Source organism: Streptococcus chosunensis (genome assembly GCF_003626515.1).
Taxonomy (GTDB): Bacteria; Bacillota; Bacilli; order Lactobacillales; family Streptococcaceae; genus Streptococcus; species Streptococcus chosunensis.
This window is the reverse complement of record NZ_RBCK01000001.1, coordinates 1-16,665: the sequence shown is the minus strand read 5'-3', so window position 1 is coordinate 16,665 and position 16,665 is coordinate 1. Positions and strand designations below refer to the sequence as shown.

Below are 16,665 nucleotides of genomic sequence, written 5' to 3'. Positions count from 1 at the left end.
ACCTAGTCTGGCAAAATTCCGACCTGCTCCACAAAGCCCATAAAGGCTGACTGTCCTTGTTCAGTCTGCTTATAGACTCCTGCATCCTCAAGTACACGCGCAAAGATAGCACCCACAGAGTCCTTGACGATTTTAAGGGCTTTTTCTTTATCCGTTAGGTCTGGATGGTGAGCTCTGAGTTGGTCTGCCCATTCCTGATGATAAACGGCAACTGTATCAGCTTCTCCCACTAGATAGCTAGCGACTTGCTCCACTTCTGCTTTCAGACGAGGTGGTAAAATAGCCAAGCCCATGACCTCAATCAAACCGATATTTTCCTTCTTGATATGTTGGACATCCTTGTGGGGATGATAGATGCCATCAGGATGTTCTGGTGATGTTTGATTATCTCGTAAAACCAAGTCCAACTCAAATTGTCCATTGCGTTTACGAGCAATGGGTGTGATGGTGTGATGCGGTGTCCCGTCTGTCTCTGCCAAAACTTGCACCCTTGGATCTGAATACTGGCGCCATTCCTGCAAAATCTTGTCAGCTAAGTTGATCAAATCTTCTTTGGAATCCGAAGTCAAACGCAACACTGACATAGGCCACTTGACAATCCCAGCCTTAACCTGCTCAAAACCAGTAAATCGGAAGGTCTTTTGCAGAGGAGCCAATTCCATAGGAAAGATATGACGCCCTCCCTGATAGTGGTCATGGGTTAGGATAGAACCACCGACGATTGGCAGGTCCGCATTAGACCCTGCAAAATAGCCTGGAAACTGCTCTACGATAGCCAACAGACGCTCAAAACTCTGACGACTAATGGCCATGGGACGATGCTGGCCATCTAAGAAAATACAGTGCTCATTAAAGTAGGCATAAGGCGAATACTGGAAGCCCCACTCCTGACCAGCCATTTCAAAACGGATAATACGGTGGTTACTGCGAGCTGGATGGTTAACCCGACCATGGTAACCTTCATTCTCTAGACAAAGCTGACACTGAGGATAATTGCTAGCTTGCACCAACTTGGCTGCCGCAATCTCTTTGGGATCCTTTTCAGGCTTAGAGAGATTGATGGTAATTTCAAGTTCTCCGTAGTCAGATGGAACACGGTAAGCAATGTTCTTAGCAATGGCCTTGAGTTTGATGTAGTCATTCTTCTGACTGAGTTGGTAAAAATCCTCTATCGCTTGCTCAGGAGAGTGGGCATAGGTTTCCCAAAAGTCACGATTGACCTGACTGGGACAAGGGGTCATCAAGTCCATCAGTTCAGCACCGAGAATCTCACGCGCAGTCTGACTATCTTTAATCGTTTCTAATCGAACGGCTTCCTCAACCAGTTGGTCCTTTAGGTCAATCAATTGATCTAGATCGGTCTCAACTTCCAAAACACCGTCTCCCACTCGTGCCAAAACACGATTGGTCAGATAGATTCGATCCATTTCCTCAAATGAACTTTCAAAAATGATATGCGTTACAAATTTATCTACTAAGGTCACTATAGAGCCTCCTTTTGACTAGTCAAGGACGCGAGTGCCACCTGCAACTTCAGCGATATAGAAGCTTGGAGCGTATCCAACTACTTCCTCGTAGTGTTTGCCTACAGCTCCCTTAAAGGACTCAACAGTATCTTTTTGAACCAAGGCAATGGCACAGCCACCAAAACCAGCACCTGTCATTCGAGCACCGAGAACACCTTCTTGATCCCAAGCTGTGTGAACCAAGGTATCCAATTCCAAACCAGTTACTTCATAGTCATGCTCCAGAGAAACGTGAGATGCATTCATCAAGCGACCAAATGTTTCCAAATCACCTGCTTGGAGGACTGCTTGAGCTTTAAGGGTACGTTGGTTTTCAAGCACAGCATGACGAGCACGTTTCAAACGATTTTCATCTTTAATCAGATAGCTGTATTGGTCAAAAGCCCACTCGTCCAATTCACCCAAGGTCTGAATATCCAAGGCAGCTTGCAACTCTTCCACTGCTTTTTCACACTCAGCACGGCGTTCATTGTATTTAGAGTCCGCCAATTCACGGCGTTTGTTGGTGTTCATGATAACAACGACATTGTCCTTCAAATCAAGTGGCACCAAGTCGTATTCTAGAGTATTAGTATCTAGGTAAATAGCACGTTGGTCAGCCCCCATACCGATAGCAAACTGATCCATGATACCAGAATTTACGCCGATAAAGTTGTTTTCTGTTTGTTTACCGATTTTAACCAAATCGAGACGCTCTAATTTTAAATCAAAGAGATGCTCTGCCACGACTCCTGTCAAGAGTTCCAATGATGCTGAAGAAGACAAACCAGCACCATTTGGGATATTCCCATAAACATAAAAATCAAAACCTTTGTCAATCACATGGCCAGCTTCTTGCAAGAAATGAAGAACTCCTTTTGGATAATTGGTCCAATTGTGCTCTTTTTCAAACTTGAGGTCAGCGAGAGGCACTTCGATAATGCCCTTGTCCTCAAAATTAGCTGAGTAGAAACGCAAGACTTGGTCGTCACGCTTGCGAGCTGCCCCATAAGTTCCCAAGGAAATAGCTGCTGGGAAAACATGTCCACCGTTGTAGTCCGTGTGTTCACCAATCAAATTGATACGACCTGGTGAAAAGAAGGTTTGGTCTGCTTCTTGACCAAAAACAGCAAGAAAGTCTTTACGAAGTGCTTCAGCAGTAAGATGTTGTGTCATATGATTTCTCCTTTGACTGTCCGTTAAGTCACCTTAACGTGTAATCGTTTTCTTCTATTGTATCCAAGGGATTTCCCAAGGTCAATCCTTTTTACTAAAATTTTACTAAACTATCGGTAAAAAGCAGAAAAATATGATATACTAACTTAAAAGAAGGAGGATTTATGGCTACCTTAAAAGACATTGCACAGCTAGCCTCTGTCTCTATCGCGACCGTATCCCGCGTCCTCAATCGCGACCAGAGCCTATCTGTTACAGAAGAAACCAGACACCGTATTTTAACCGTTGCTGAAGAGCTGGGCTACACCAAGCACCTCAAGACAGGCGAGTCACACAAGCCTAAGCAAAAGATTGCCATTATCCAATGGGTCAGTGAACAAGGGGAGCTGGACGACCTCTACTACTACCAGATTCGCCTAGGCATAGAAAAAAGAGCCCAAGAACTGGACTATGATATCTTGCGCTATTTTAATGACCATCCTTTTACACTAAGCGAGGAGGTGATTGGAATTCTCTGCATCGGAAAATTTAGTCGAGCTCAGATTACCGCCTTCGAAGAATACCAAAAGCCTCTTGTCTTTCTAGACAGCGATACACTTTCACTAGGACATACTTGTATTATCACGGATTTTTACACTGCCATGAAACAAATTGTCGATTATTTCTTCAATCAAGGGATGGACCGTATCGGGATTCTAACAGGTCTTGAGGAGACAACAGACCAAGAAGAAATCATTCAGGATAAACGTCTGGAAAATTTTAAGAACTACAGTCAAACAAAAGGAATCTATCATGATGAACTGGTCTTTCAAGGAAGCTTTACTGCCCAGTCTGGCTATGACTTAATGAAAGAGGCCATTCAGAGCTTAGGAGACCAACTGCCACCAGCATTTTTTGCTGCCAGTGATAGTTTAGCCATCGGTGCCCTCCGTGCCCTCCAAGAAGCTGGAATCAGCCTACCAGACCGAGTCAGCCTTATTTCCTTTAATGACACCAGCCTGACCAAGCAAGTCTATCCTCCCCTCTCCAGCATCACCGTCTATACCGAAGAAATGGGCCGAGCAGGGATGGATATTCTTAACAAGGAAGTACTCCACGGTCGCAAAATACCTAGCCTGACCATGCTGGGAACCAGACTGACTTTAAGAGAAAGTACAAGGAATGATTAAGATATTAGAATCTAGGCAAAAACTAAATTTCAAGATAAAATGAAGTAAATGTCCCCACAATAAAACGCATAGTATCAAGTTTTTTTAATGCCTGACACTATGCGCTTTTCACTTTTAAAGACTTTTCCCCAGCCTCTTTTCTAGTGTTGATGCCCATGGGGTTGCTCTAAGGCTGTTACCCTCCGCTTATGTTGCGCATGATTGCTTTGGCTGGTATCCACTTCGATTGTAATATTCTGCACACCTCTTTCTTCTAAGAGCTGACGCACTTGATTCTTTGTTTCCGTCATCTGCTCCCAATCTTCTAAACAGAGATGGATAATGGCATTATTTTCCAGACCATCCATGGACCAAATACTAAGTTGATTGACACTTTTGACATTGGTCAGAGCATCCAAATCCTTCTCCAAATCACCAGTCTCTACTCCTTCCGGCACAGCGTCCAAGAAAATCTTGAGTGTAGACCAAAAACGTGGAATGGCTTTTGTTAGAATGAAGATGGAAATGACAAGAGATAAGAGCGGATCAAGAATATACCAATCTGTAAATCGGAGGATAATCGCCATTAGAATGACAGCCAACCAACCAAGAGTATCTTCAAAAAAGTGCAGGCTGAGAATTGACTCGTTCTTTGTCTTTCCCTTGCGAACTACTAGACTAGCTAGCACATTAATACTGACTGCAATGATCCCTAGCCAGAGGATACCTTCATCATTAACGGGCTGTGGATTAAAAAGTTTAGTTATATTTTCCAAAATCACTAGGATGGATCCTGTGATAAGAATCACAGCAGTCACAAGTGCCCCTAAAAGACTAAATCGCTTGTAACCCAAGGTGTACTGCCTATCTTCTTCTCTATTTGAGATTGTTTCTAAAAAGGCCGATATGCCAATAGCTATAGCATCTCCCAAGTCATGGACAGAATCAGCAAGAACAGCACTCGAACCAAAGATGCCTCCTGCGATAAACTCAACAATAGCATAGCTTAAATTTAAGAAAAAAGCTACCCAAACAGTATATTTTGCCTTCATCTTTCTCATTCCTTTGTTATAATAGATTTATGAACACCTTGTTCATTATTATTATCTACTAAAACTCAAAGAAAGGATAGAAGCAAAATGTCAGCTTTATTCAGTTCTGAACAATTTGCCTCAAATGTCCATATGACTAATATTGACCGCCGTATCAGCAAAACAAAAAAAGCCATCTATCAAGCTTTTCTACAACTTTTGAACGAGAAGGGCTACGAATCCACTACAGTTCAGGATATCATTGATCTCGCAGATGTGGGACGATCCACCTTTTACTGTCACTATGAGAGCAAGGAACTACTTCTGGACGAGCTTTGCCGCTACCTCTTCCATCACCTCTTTGAAAGAGAGGAGTCCATTTCAACCGAGGATTATCTCGCCCACCTCTTTCTGCATTTTCAGAAAAATCAAGACCATATCACCAGTCTGCTATTTTCCAAAAATGACTACTTCCTCCGTCAACTCCATAAAGAGCTAGAACACCATGTCTATTCCCTGATGGCTAATGATTTAAAAGAAGCTCACCCTAATCTACCTACTTCTTACCTCCAACACTTAGTCGTGTCCAACTTTGTCGAGACATTGACCTGGTGGCTCAAAAAAGGACAAGACTTTACAGACCAGGAAGTTGTCCAATTTTATCTAGACCTTCTCATTCCTAAAAATTGAATAGCAAATAGAGCTCAGTTGCCTTATTTCTTGGTTACTGAGTTTTTTATCTTTTCAACAACAAAAGAGGACCCGCCGATCCTCTTTTTCATAATATAAAATCCTTGATTATCAACTCTGTCTGTTTTATCCCAAAACTTAAAACAGTACTTTCAAACATCTATTCTTAGTTAGGTAAATCCGTATTCTGCTTAGCAGCCTTGCTCCATTGATACCAACCAACTATACTGTTAATGAGATAAATCAAGTATTTCCCTTGGATTTGCAGGCTTTCTCCCCACCAGAGATAGATTGAAAAGACATTAGTTGCTGCCCAGAATATCCATTGTTCACGGTAAACAGCTGTCATGAGGATTTGGCCTACACCATTGAATGAGAACAGCGTAAGTTGGGAGACGAAGTTCGAATAGTGATGGGACAGTCTCCTAATTCAGAAAATTATACTGATGATCCTAATGGGCGCTAAAAATGCGAAGACCTATGAAGACCTATTTTGTATTAGTCAAACAAAAAATCCAAAAGAAATGGTATATGATTATGACCATGAAACAAAGTAAAATCAAACCGAGTGATCTGAGGAAGCACCCGATGATCATGAAACGTTATTAAACACAAAAGTCACCCATGTGAGTTCTTGCCAGAAGTTGAAGTTAATCCTTCAACCTGGAAAACCCGCAGAGGTGACTTTTTCTATACATCTCGATTTTTCTGGCAATAATCATTAACCGATAAATATGTCTGTGAATCACCCAGCGACTCCGCTATGTCCATAATCCGTGGTGGTAGTAATCCCACTCGCTGGACAAGTTCGCGATCGCTGAACAATTCCCGTGGACTGCCGGCGAAGCTAAACTTCCCGTGTTCCATAACATATACCGACTCAAACTCGGCGGCGACCCAATCCATGTCATGGGTGATGGTCACAACTTGGTGGCCCGAATCAGCCAACTGATGGAAAATTGCGGTCAACTTGCGCCGGCTTTCCCAATCAAGCGACATCATCGGCTCATCAAATAAATAAATCGCCGGATCCACTGCCAAAACTGTGGCAACGCTCAACAGCTTGCGTTCCGACAATGACAGGTCATATGGACTTTCAGCTGTTTTATCATCCAAGCCAACTCTTTTTAGAGCCTCTAAAGCCCGCCTCGTAATCGTGTCGTGGTCATCCATGACCTGCGCAACACTCCACTCCACCTCTCGTTGAACGTTCGGATTGAAAAGCTGATCGTCAGGATTCTGAAAAGTAATCCCAACCTTCAGTAACTTTTCGACTGGTTTAAGATCATTAAAATTTTCTCCATCGATCTTAATCACACCGGTTTGTGGTGTCAGTAAGCCCGTCAACAATTTGAAGAGCGTTGATTTGCCGGCACCATTTTGGCCGACAATCGCCACCATCGGATCGGCGAAGTGTTTGTCTTCAACATCCAAGCTAAAGGACCGTTCCGGATAAGTGAACGTCAGGTGGCTCAGTTCAATTGTGGACATAACGAACCTCCTTCAGATCAGCGTAATTCACCGGATACCGGCCATCAGCCAAGTGCCAATCCATTTTTTGAGCAAGTTGCTGGATTGTCGGGGCTGGAATCTGCCAGTCAGCTACCAAATGATTAAACACCTCACCCGGCCTGCCCTGGGCTACCATTTGACCCTCGTGCAGCACCCACACAACGTCGGCGACTTCGCACAAATCGTCAATTTCACTGGTGACAATGAAGACAGTCGTCTCTTTGACTTGGGCCAGCCATTGGAAAAATTGCCGGCGGCCAAGGGGATCCATCTCACTGGTCGGATCATCCATAATCAAAACAGCCGGATTAGCCACAATCGCCGTGGCAATTGCCAACCGCTGGATCTGACCACCGGAAAGGCTCTCGGGACGCAAATTCAGCTGTTCAATCAACCCCATTTGCGTGGCAACTTCTTCAACCCGTTTTTGAATCAGTCCTTCAGCCATTCCCTGATTAATCAAGTCAAAGGCGATTTCATCGGCAACCGTATCTGCCAACCCGCTTAGTTGGCCAGCTGGATTTTGCAGTACAACTCCATTCATGGCATTATAAACGGGCCAATTGTCGGACACTCGCTGGCCAAACATGTGCCAGTCGCCCTCAATCTCAGCAGACACAATTTTGGGAATGACCCCTGCCAGCACACGGCACAAAGTCGATTTGCCAGAGTGGCTATTCCCGATAATCCCAACCACCTGGCCGGTATGAACCTCCGCGTTAATCTGACGCAGTTGTGGTTGCTCAGTACCCGGATAACGGGTGGTCAAATTTTCAATTACAATCCGTTTATCTTCGTCCATATCTTCCACCCAATCAATAAAATTGCCAATCCAGTCAGACCAATGTGCAGCGTCCGCGACAGGCGATACACGCGCTGGGAGGTTCTGACAGTCCGGTTGAGATTATCAAAACCTCTCAGTTGGAGAGAAATCGACCGCGTCATCGATTGATCCAAGGTCTTAATCACCAATGGAATCAGAACCGGCAGGACTGACTTTAATTTCTGAATCAACGTTTTTTGCGGATTGGTTCCGCGAACTTTTTGTGCCTGCTGGATTTTCCGCATATTGCGCATCATTTCCGGCAAAATATAACACACCGACATCAGAACGTAGACGGTTTTATAAGACAATCCGGACAGTTCCAAATAGGCCGCGTTTTCTGAAATACTCGTGGTCACCATAAAAAAGCCACTGGTCAAAATAATCACCAATACTCGACAACCCAGAGTGGTGGCGTAAATCAGGCCTTCTTTGTAGAACGACACCCCAAGCACAGAAAACAGCACAGTTTGATTCTGACTGTAAAATAACCCTTGGATGATCAGCATGGTGCAAATCAGAAACAGGCTGAATCCCAGCGCCTTAAAGGTGGTAGAACTCAATTTGGAAAATAACAATAGCAGTGTTGCGACAAGAATTAATCCGGCCTGAAGCAATAAATTCATACTGGCAAAGCTCAACAACGTCATGTCCAAGATGAACAAGAGCTTAGTAATCGGATCGATCACCTGGTACCACTTGAGCTTGACCCGTGGCGCTCCAGAAATCAATGTTTTATCAGTCATCATTTATCATCTCTAAAGAAGTGCTCCATCCGCTTCGGCAGCTGACGATAGATGAAGAATGCCAGGTAGGCCACGCAGACTTTATCCAAAATATCCAAGACAAACTCATCGGTAAATGAGGCCAGCCACACTGGTACATGATTGGCGACCATTACCGCAAACAATGAGTCACCCCAAGCGATACCGGTCTGACCACCCCAAAAGATGACATTGAGAGGCGTTGAAATGACAGCTGAAACGATGGCAATAATAATAGCAGAAACAAATACTCGTCGCGCTGACGAGAACCACCCATTGGCGTGCAAAACTCCGACAGCAATCCCAATTCCGATACTGGTAATCGCATACACGGTTGAAATTGGCGATAAGGTCAGCCCATAGATCACGTTGTTGATGAAACCACTAATGGCACCGGCAACCGGCCCAGCCAACATGCTGGTAAGAAAGGTTCCCAAAGACCCCAGCCAAACGGGCAACTTTAACCCCTCCGCCAAGGCTTTGGCAACATAGTTAATCCCCACGGCAGCGGGAATCAAAGTCATGGTGGCAGCACTTAACTTAAATTTCCACATACTGGTACGATGAATCGGTTCTGTTTTCATAATCTTCTCCTTTTGTTTTTAAAGAGCCGTGTCTGGATAGACTTTCGGACGCAACGCTCTATTATATATCTACTGAACTGTCTATACACAAGATTTCCATCCTTAGTCGACATGAGCTGGAAAATCCTTATTTGTTAAGTAGTTCACAACACATTATACACCTATTTTGTGAATAGTCAAGTGTATTTACAGTAAAATTTTAGAAAATCCTGAAAATTTTCTCTTTCTTTCCATTTTAGAGGACATTTAATAACTCTAACATAAAAATGCTCAGACGAAATTGTCTGAGCATTCTTCTATTTAGTCGTTTAAGGAAGTTGAGTTCAGCATTTTTAAGTTATTTCTTCAACAAACCTTGTCCTTGTAGAAATTCCTTGGCTACTTGTTCTGCTGACTTGCCTTCGACACCCACTTGATAGTTAAGTTGGCTCATCTGACTTTCTGTAATCTTACCAGCCAATTTATTAAGAACTCTTTCCAACTCTGGATGTTTCTTGAGAAGAGCTTCTTTCATCAGTGGTGCCCCTTGATAAGGCGGGAAGAGTTGTTTGTCATCTTCCAAGACCTGTAAATCATAACGCTCCAATTCCGCATCAGTCGAATAGGCGTCCGTGATTTGAATATCACCTGACTGAATTGCCTGATAGCGAAGGGCTGGTTCCATGGTCGCCACATTGAGATTGAGACCATACATTGACTGCAAGCCCTTATTTCCATCTTCACGGTCGTTAAACTCGAGTGTAAAACCTGCCTTCAACTGCCCTTCCACTTTTTTCAAGTCCGAAATGGTCTTCAAGCCATATTCTTGAGCAATCTTTTTCGGAACAGCTACAGCATAGGTATTTTGATAAGACATGGGTTTGAGATAGGCTAGATGATCCTGTTTGGCAATACCATCACGCGCTACCTGATAAACCTGCTCTGGCTCATGACTCACTTTCGGTGATGGTTGAAGCAGACTTTCAGTCACCGTACCAGTAAATTCAGGATAGATGTCAATATCGCCTTTTTTCAGAGCTTCATAGAGAAAGCTTGTTTTCCCAAAATTCGGTTTAACAGTCGCAGTCATACTGGTATTTTCTTCAATCAGTAACTTATACATATTGGCCAAAATTTCTGGTTCTGGACCCAATTTCCCAGCAATAACCAAGTTTTCTTTCTCTTTTTGAGCCAAAAGGGCTGGACTATAAGACAGACCGAGCAATATTGTCACCAAGGCAAAACCAGAGAAAATCGTCCGCAATTTTGCTTTTTCCATCACTTTTAGCAGGAAGTTAAAGGCAATGGCAAGCACTGCAGAAGAAAGGGCCCCAATCAAAATCAGACTGGCATTATTACGGTCAATTCCCAAAAGGATAAAGGAACCCAGTCCCCCTGCACCGATCAAGGCCGCCAAGGTTGCCGTACCGATAATTAAGACAGCTGCCGTCCTAATCCCAGACATCATAACAGGCATTGCAAGTGGAATTTCAAACTTCTTGAGTCGCTCCCACCTAGTCATCCCAAAGGCAATCCCAGCCTCTTGTAGACTTGGATCAATTCCCTTGAGTCCAGTGATGGTATTTTGTAAAATCGGAAAGATCGCATAAATCACTAGAGCTGTCAAAGCAGGCAAGATTCCAATTCCCATCAAGGGGATAAAGAGTCCTAACAAGGCCAGAGACGGGATGGTCTGGAAAATCCCTGCAATCTGTAAGACCCAATCCGCCAACTTCTCATGATAGCGAAGATAAACAGCCAAGGGAATCGCTATAAAAATGGCCAGTAACAAGGTCAAAAGTGACAACTGCAAATGTTGAGATAGAGCTGTCAACCAATCACTAAAACGATCCTGAAAAGTTGCAATTAAATTAGTCATGAACACTACCTCCAAACAAGTCTGCTACAAATTCTGTGGCAGGAGCTTTTAAAATCGTCTCGGGATTCGCCACCTGGCGAATCTCTCCATCCTGCAAGACAGCAATACGGTCTGCCAATTTCAAGGCTTCATCCGTATCATGGGTCACAAAAATCGTTGTCATCCCAAACTCTTTATGCAATTCTTTCGTCAGAACCTGTAACTGTTTGCGAGAAATAGCATCCAAGGCTGAAAAAGGTTCATCCATGAGGAGAATCTTAGGCTGACCAATCATAGCACGAACAATACCAACACGCTGTTGCTCCCCACCAGATAATTCACTAGGCAAACGATGCCCATACTCAGCTACTGGCAAGCCAACCTTAGCCAAAAGCTCTTCTGTTTTCTTAGCAATATCTTCCTTGCTCCACCCCTTCATCTCAGGAATCAGGGCAATATTTTCCGCGACCGTTAGATTAGGAAATAGAGCAATAGCCTGTAAAACATAACCAGTAGAAAGACGAAGTTCACGCTCATCATAATCTTTGATTCGCTTGCCATCCATATAAATATTTCCATCAGTTGGTTCCAAGAGGCGGTTGACCATCTTGATCATGGTCGTCTTACCTGAGCCAGATGGCCCAACTAAAACCATAAACTCCCCATTCTCAATCTGTAAATTGACATCACTCAAAACATCTTTTTCTGTATAGCGTAGCGCTACATTTTTGTATTCAATCATTCTTTGTCCTCAATTTAAAATTTTCCTCGGTTGGTCAAGTTACCAAACTTTTAATAACTAATTTACCCCATTCTAAACCTCATTTTCCTGCTCTTTCAGATTAGCCAAAATTCTTTCTTGAAAAGCTTCAAATTGGCGAATTTCTTCCTCTGAAAATCCTTTGTAACAGATAGTATCCAATCTCTGACTGACACGTTGCCCAACTTCTTTCTGAGACTTGCCCAACTCTGTTAAAACTAAATACTTCTTACGCTTATCTTCTCCACACGGACTGACAGTTATAAGATTTTGTTCCTCTAGCTTTTTTATCATAGTCGTCAGTGTATTGTTAGCAAGCCCAGTCGCAAGTGCAATATCTGTCGCAGTTGCACAGCCCGTCTCACTATTCCATAAAACCGCTAAAATCTTTCCCTGTTCACTCCGATAAAGAGAGTCAGGGTCTTGTCTTAGTAACTTTTGAAAAATCCGCCCATTCAACAAACGAATATGATGGGCTACCAAATGACAATATTTCATGAAACCTCCAATTTATTTCTATATCGATACGAATAAAAAACATTATAATACTTATTATTTCAATTGTCAACTATTTCGATTTAGAACTATTTTTTCTCAGTAAAAAATCTCCTACTCAAGGTAGAAGATTTCAATCTTATAAACTTAATCCGTCATGTCCGATACCAACGTTCGATGCTCCAATGGAATACTGCACATAACTAGCAAGAAAATGAAACCTGACTGAATCCAGAAGAGGGCCAAGTCAAAGATTCCGTGCACAGCAACCACTGTAAGGAAAGATAGATAAAGACCAATAATCGGACGTTTCCCCGACTCCTGGCTCATATCCATCATCAAGCGAACAGGAGCAACAGAAGACAAAACTAATAAAATAGTCCCCACAATTCCGTAACTCAGAATCGTATCAATATAAAGACTGTGAGCATGTTCATGATAAGGAGCATTTATCCGAGGATACGAGTGCATGTAAGTCAATGGCCCTTCACCCCAGAAAGGATTTTGCTTAAATAAGGCCATCCCAGCATCCCAGATAGAAATTCGTTCTTCCATAGAAGAGTCTAAAGTCCCCATCCGAACTCCCAAATCACTGGAAAAGAGGAAGCTCAAGCCAATCGCAAAGACCCCAATACTAAGCCAAAAGGCCTTCCAGTTTTTAATGGTCGTAAAGAGATAGATGATTGCTCCAGCGATAATAGCAGGAAAGGCAGTTCGATTTTGAGTAAAGTTCAAACCAAAGAGATTCACAAAGCCTGCAAACGCACAGAATACTTTCAACCAATTCAATTTGGTCGTTGTAAACAGATAGAAGGCAATCATGATACAGAAACAACAAATAATTCCATAATAATTAGGATTAAAAAAGGTCACTTCTGCCCGATTCTGATGCCAGACCTGCATATTGGGTGAAAGAAAAGCATAGTTGAATTTCTTCACAATTTGGAAATGTTCTAAACTCGCAAAAGCAGCTGACAACACGCTACCAAACAAGACGAGCTGCAAAATCAATCGAAAGAATTTATGTGATAAAATCGACTGATAGTGCAAAAAGAAAACAGTAAATAGAAAAATTCCTACTGAAGCCACAAGACCCATCCAATTTTGTGCAAAAATGGATATAACAGTACTATAGCCAAGAAAAAGAAGCAGCATCGGATGCTCCCCCATTTTCTGAAGAATACTTTTCATGTCTCCTGTAAAAATCAAACTAATAATATATAAACAGAATACAACTACAAAAAGATAAAAGGGTAAAAAGATACTCAAGATAATTCCCAATAAAATCAGCTCTTTACTAGACAACCCTTTCAGCTTTTCAATAAAGCCTATTGATTTCAAAATGAATCCTTTCTCTCCAAATCAACTGATTCAGATAATAGTAAGCTATCCTATATTGTACCACTTTTTTAGCAATTTGAAAACAAAGGAAACGCTTCCTAAGTAAAAAAGGGAGCAAAAATACTGAGATTTCAAAATTCAAGCTTAATGACTACATTTACTCTAAGAAAATCATACCGTAAATACTAGGCATATGTTAAAATAGTAGTAATTAAGCAACTAGCCAAACTAGATTCAAATCACATACTATTCCTAAAGAAAGGAAACACTATGAAATCCTACCAAGCCGTCTACCAAATTCTAGCTAAAGAAACCGACTATATCAGCGGAGAAAAGATTGCAGAAGAACTATCACTGACCCGAACATCAATTTGGAAAGCCATTAAGCGTCTAGAACAAGAAGGTATTGAAATTGATAGCATCAAAAACAAAGGATATAAACTGATAAATGGAGACCTTATTATTCCAGAGATTCTAGAAGAAAATCTTCCAATTAAAATCAGTTTTAAACCCGAAACAAAATCAACACAACTGGATGCAAAAGAAGCAATTGATTTAGGGGATGAAGCAAACACTCTCTATCTAGCTTCCTATCAAACAGCAGGACGAGGTCGTTTTCAACGTTCTTTCTACTCACCCCAAGGTGGTATTTATATGACACTCCATCTTAAACCCAATCTCCCCTATGACCAATTACCATCCTACACACTACTTGTAGCAGGAGCTATCTACAAAGCCATTAAGAACCTAACATTAATAGATGTCGACATAAAATGGGTCAATGATATCTACCTAAACAATCATAAAATTGGAGGAATCCTTACTGAGGCAATGACGTCTGTAGAAACTGGCTTAGTCACAGATATCATTATTGGAGTAGGAATCAACTTTGCTATTAAAGACTTCCCTCAAGAATTAAAAGAAAAAGCTGCTAGTTTATTTAAAACACCAGCACCTATTACCAGAAATGAATTAATCATAGAAATCTGGCGCACTTTCTTCGAAACACCAGCAGAAGAACTATTATACCTATACAAAAAACAGTCATTCGTTCTAGGAAAAGAAGTTACTTTTACACTAGATCAAAAAGACCACAAGGGACTGGCTAAAGATATCTCAGAAAATGGCAAACTTTTAGTTCAATGTGATAACGGAAAAGAAATCTGGCTCAATAGCGGAGAAATTTCACTCAAGAGTTGGAAGTAATAATAAACTAGCACAACCATAAAATCGACAATATATAAAGATTTTAGCTTTTCTGCAGCCAACTACAGTTGACAAAGAGCCCAAAAAAACTTCAGATAAGTAATCCAATTAAGTTTTACAAATCTGAAGTTTTTATTCTACTATTCTTAAAAATATAAAAAAAGAGGGTTATAAACCCTCATACAAACGGAGAATAAGGGATTCGAACCCTTGCGCCAGTTACCCGACCTAACGATTTAGCAAACCGTCCTCTTCAGCCTCTTGAGTAATTCTCCTATTAATGGGCACGAGTGGACTCGAACCACCGACCTCACGCTTATCAGGCGTGCGCTCTAACCACCTGAGCTACGCGCCCAAGTTAAAAACTTGGTAATGTAATTTGAACAAAGTTCAAAGCGGGTGACGAGAATCGAACTCGCGACAACAGCTTGGAAGGCTGTAGTTTTACCACTAAACTACACCCGCATACATACTATTAATAAAAATGGCGCGAGACGGAATCGAACCGCCGACACATGGAGCTTCAATCCATTGCTCTACCAACTGAGCTACCGAGCCTTATTGCGGGAGCAGGATTTGAACCTACGACCTTCGGGTTATGAGCCCGACGAGCTACCGAGCTGCTCCATCCCGCGTTAATACAAAAGGAGGATGTGGGATTCGAACCCACGCACGCTTTTACACGCCTGACGGTTTTCAAGACCGTTCCCTTCAGCCGGACTTGGGTAATCCTCCATATTATTTAAATGGACCTTGTAGGACTTGAACCTACGACCACTCGGTTATGAGCCGAGAGCTCTAACCAGCTGAGCTAAAGGTCCAACAAGATCAATATAGCGGCGAAGGGGATCGAACCCCCGACCTCCCGGGTATGAACCGGACGCTCTAGCCAGCTGAGCTACACCGCCATGTATCGGGAAGACAGGATTCGAACCTGCGACACCTTGGTCCCAAACCAAGTACTCTACCAAGCTGAGCTACTTCCCGAGTTAAATAGAAAAATGCACCCTAGAGGAGTCGAACCTCTAACCGCCTGATTCGTAGTCAGGTACTCTATCCAGTTGAGCTAAGGGTGCTCATTAGTTTATGCCGAGGACCGGAATCGAACCGGTACGATCGTTACCAATCGCAGGATTTTAAGTCCTGTGCGTCTGCCAGTTCCGCCACCCCGGCCTCTCTAAGCGAACGACGGGATTCGAACCCGCGACCCCCACCTTGGCAAGGTGGTGTTCTACCACTGAACTACGTTCGCACTGTTTTCTTCTATCTAAAAATGCCGGCTACATGACTTGAACACGCGACCCTCTGATTACAAATCAGATGCTCTACCAACTGAGCTAAGCCGGCTCATTTATTATATCTTAATGCGGGTTAAGGGACTTGAACCCCCACGCCGTTAAGCGCCAGATCCTAAATCTGGTGCGTCTGCCAATTCCGCCAAACCCGCATATATGACCCGTACTGGGCTCGAACCAGTGACCCATTGATTAAAAGTCAATTGCTCTACCAACTGAGCTAACGAGTCTAAAATAACTTACGTTATCTTAAACGGTCCCGACGGGAATCGAACCCGCGATCTTCGCCGTGACAGGGCGACGTGATAACCGCTACACTACGGGACCTTTGGGAGTTAACGGGATCGAACCGCTGACCCTCTGCTTGTAAGGCAGATGCTCTCCCAGCTGAGCTAAACTCCCTAGAGCTAAGCGACTTCCATATCTCACAGGGGGCAACCCCCAACTACTTCCGGCGTTCTAGGGCTTAACTTCTGTGTTCGGCATGGGTACAGGTGT

At 42.8% G+C, this 16,665-nt stretch carries 14 protein-coding genes, 17 tRNA genes, 1 rRNA gene and 1 pseudogene; 3 read left to right on the top strand and 30 right to left on the bottom strand.

Annotated features, from left to right (window positions below):
• Nucleotides 1–2: 2 nt before the first annotated feature.
• Nucleotides 3–1,484, bottom strand: coding sequence for a UDP-glucose--hexose-1-phosphate uridylyltransferase (locus D7D54_RS00165; RefSeq protein WP_020901632.1), 1,482 nt, complete (start codon nt 1,482–1,484; stop codon nt 3–5).
• A gap of 18 nt (nt 1,485–1,502) precedes the next feature.
• Nucleotides 1,503–2,681, bottom strand: coding sequence for a galactokinase (locus D7D54_RS00160; protein ID WP_120718558.1), 1,179 nt, complete (start codon nt 2,679–2,681; stop codon nt 1,503–1,505).
• A gap of 164 nt (nt 2,682–2,845) precedes the next feature.
• On the opposite strand from D7D54_RS00160, the gene galR reads away from it, so the two are divergent.
• Nucleotides 2,846–3,850: a DNA-binding transcriptional regulator GalR gene (galR, locus tag D7D54_RS00155; RefSeq protein ID WP_020901630.1), complete on the top strand. Its 1,005-nt coding sequence runs from the start codon at nt 2,846–2,848 to the stop codon at nt 3,848–3,850.
• A gap of 140 nt (nt 3,851–3,990) precedes the next feature.
• On the opposite strand, the gene D7D54_RS00150 is transcribed toward galR, so the two are convergent.
• The gene (locus tag D7D54_RS00150) at nt 3,991–4,881 is read right to left on the bottom strand and encodes a cation diffusion facilitator family transporter (RefSeq protein WP_020901629.1); all 891 of its coding nucleotides are present in this window, start codon (nt 4,879–4,881) and stop codon (nt 3,991–3,993) included.
• Between the two features lie 132 nt (nt 4,882–5,013).
• On the opposite strand from D7D54_RS00150, the gene D7D54_RS00145 reads away from it, so the two are divergent.
• Entirely contained in the window at nt 5,014–5,550 is a 537-nt protein-coding gene (locus tag D7D54_RS00145; protein ID WP_031237576.1) for a TetR/AcrR family transcriptional regulator, read from the top strand.
• Between the two features lie 166 nt (nt 5,551–5,716).
• On the opposite strand, the pseudogene pnuC reads toward D7D54_RS00145, so the two are convergent.
• The 9 genes and pseudogenes from pnuC to D7D54_RS00100 form a co-directional block, all read right to left on the bottom strand.
• A pseudogene (gene pnuC, locus D7D54_RS00140) lies at nt 5,717–5,920 on the bottom strand (nicotinamide riboside transporter PnuC); the annotation flags it as partial.
• A 320-nt stretch (nt 5,921–6,240) separates the two neighbouring features.
• Nucleotides 6,241–7,041, bottom strand: coding sequence for an energy-coupling factor ABC transporter ATP-binding protein (locus tag D7D54_RS00135; RefSeq protein WP_020901626.1), 801 nt, complete (start codon nt 7,039–7,041; stop codon nt 6,241–6,243).
• On the bottom strand, nt 7,028–7,864 hold the full coding sequence (locus tag D7D54_RS00130; RefSeq protein WP_020901625.1) for an ABC transporter ATP-binding protein: 837 nt from the start codon (nt 7,862–7,864) through the stop codon (nt 7,028–7,030). The genes D7D54_RS00135 and D7D54_RS00130 overlap by 14 nt, the downstream gene beginning before the upstream one ends.
• Nucleotides 7,840–8,631, bottom strand: a complete 792-nt coding sequence (locus D7D54_RS00125) for an energy-coupling factor transporter transmembrane component T (protein ID WP_180948053.1) — start codon at nt 8,629–8,631, stop codon at nt 7,840–7,842. The genes D7D54_RS00130 and D7D54_RS00125 overlap by 25 nt, the downstream gene beginning before the upstream one ends.
• A complete protein-coding gene (locus tag D7D54_RS00120; RefSeq protein WP_120718557.1) occupies nt 8,631–9,233 on the bottom strand; it encodes an ECF transporter S component in 603 nt (200 codons plus the stop codon). The genes D7D54_RS00125 and D7D54_RS00120 overlap by 1 nt, the downstream gene beginning before the upstream one ends.
• Before the next feature lie 337 nt (nt 9,234–9,570).
• Entirely contained in the window at nt 9,571–11,091 is a 1,521-nt protein-coding gene (locus tag D7D54_RS00115; protein ID WP_120718556.1) for an ABC transporter permease/substrate-binding protein, read from the bottom strand.
• Complete coding sequence (locus D7D54_RS00110) at nt 11,084–11,812, bottom strand: ATP-binding cassette domain-containing protein (protein ID WP_020901623.1); 729 nt, start codon at nt 11,810–11,812, stop codon at nt 11,084–11,086. Before D7D54_RS00110 ends, D7D54_RS00115 begins: the two co-directional genes overlap by 8 nt.
• 72 nt (nt 11,813–11,884) lie before the next feature.
• A complete protein-coding gene (locus tag D7D54_RS00105; protein ID WP_020901622.1) occupies nt 11,885–12,328 on the bottom strand; it encodes a MarR family winged helix-turn-helix transcriptional regulator in 444 nt (147 codons plus the stop codon).
• A gap of 144 nt (nt 12,329–12,472) precedes the next feature.
• Nucleotides 12,473–13,666: an O-antigen ligase family protein gene (locus D7D54_RS00100; RefSeq protein ID WP_020901621.1), complete on the bottom strand. Its 1,194-nt coding sequence runs from the start codon at nt 13,664–13,666 to the stop codon at nt 12,473–12,475.
• Nucleotides 13,667–13,936: 270 nt separating this feature from the next.
• Here D7D54_RS00100 and birA point away from each other — a divergent pair, with 270 nt between their 5' ends.
• On the top strand, nt 13,937–14,872 hold the full coding sequence (gene birA / locus D7D54_RS00095) for a bifunctional biotin--[acetyl-CoA-carboxylase] ligase/biotin operon repressor BirA (protein ID WP_020901620.1): 936 nt from the start codon (nt 13,937–13,939) through the stop codon (nt 14,870–14,872).
• 187 nt (nt 14,873–15,059) lie between these two features.
• Here the strand turns inward: birA and D7D54_RS00090 are convergent.
• The 18 genes from D7D54_RS00090 to rrf all read right to left on the bottom strand — a co-directional run.
• Nucleotides 15,060–15,147 (bottom strand) — tRNA-Ser (locus D7D54_RS00090).
• Between the two features lie 6 nt (nt 15,148–15,153).
• Nucleotides 15,154–15,227, bottom strand: a tRNA-Ile gene (locus D7D54_RS00085).
• 39 nt (nt 15,228–15,266) lie between these two features.
• A tRNA-Gly gene (locus D7D54_RS00080) sits at nt 15,267–15,337 on the bottom strand.
• A gap of 20 nt (nt 15,338–15,357) precedes the next feature.
• Nucleotides 15,358–15,430: transfer RNA gene (locus D7D54_RS00075), tRNA-Phe, on the bottom strand.
• Between the two features lie 3 nt (nt 15,431–15,433).
• A tRNA-Met gene (locus D7D54_RS00070) sits at nt 15,434–15,507 on the bottom strand.
• A 10-nt stretch (nt 15,508–15,517) separates the two neighbouring features.
• Nucleotides 15,518–15,607, bottom strand: a tRNA-Ser gene (locus D7D54_RS00065).
• A 12-nt stretch (nt 15,608–15,619) separates the two neighbouring features.
• A tRNA-Ile gene (locus D7D54_RS00060) sits at nt 15,620–15,693 on the bottom strand.
• Between the two features lie 13 nt (nt 15,694–15,706).
• Nucleotides 15,707–15,780, bottom strand: a tRNA-Met gene (locus D7D54_RS00055).
• Nucleotides 15,781–15,785: 5 nt separating this feature from the next.
• A tRNA-Pro gene (locus D7D54_RS00050) sits at nt 15,786–15,859 on the bottom strand.
• A 15-nt stretch (nt 15,860–15,874) separates the two neighbouring features.
• A tRNA-Arg gene (locus D7D54_RS00045) sits at nt 15,875–15,948 on the bottom strand.
• An 11-nt stretch (nt 15,949–15,959) separates the two neighbouring features.
• A tRNA-Leu gene (locus D7D54_RS00040) sits at nt 15,960–16,045 on the bottom strand.
• Nucleotides 16,046–16,052: 7 nt separating this feature from the next.
• Nucleotides 16,053–16,124: transfer RNA gene (locus tag D7D54_RS00035), tRNA-Gly, on the bottom strand.
• Nucleotides 16,125–16,146: 22 nt separating this feature from the next.
• Nucleotides 16,147–16,219, bottom strand: a tRNA-Thr gene (locus tag D7D54_RS00030).
• Between the two features lie 18 nt (nt 16,220–16,237).
• A tRNA-Leu gene (locus D7D54_RS00025) sits at nt 16,238–16,319 on the bottom strand.
• A 5-nt stretch (nt 16,320–16,324) separates the two neighbouring features.
• Nucleotides 16,325–16,397 (bottom strand) — tRNA-Lys (locus D7D54_RS00020).
• A 24-nt stretch (nt 16,398–16,421) separates the two neighbouring features.
• Nucleotides 16,422–16,494: transfer RNA gene (locus D7D54_RS00015), tRNA-Asp, on the bottom strand.
• Between the two features lie 2 nt (nt 16,495–16,496).
• Nucleotides 16,497–16,569: transfer RNA gene (locus tag D7D54_RS00010), tRNA-Val, on the bottom strand.
• Nucleotides 16,570–16,573: 4 nt separating this feature from the next.
• Nucleotides 16,574–16,665, bottom strand: a 5S ribosomal RNA gene (gene rrf, locus D7D54_RS00005); the annotation flags it as partial.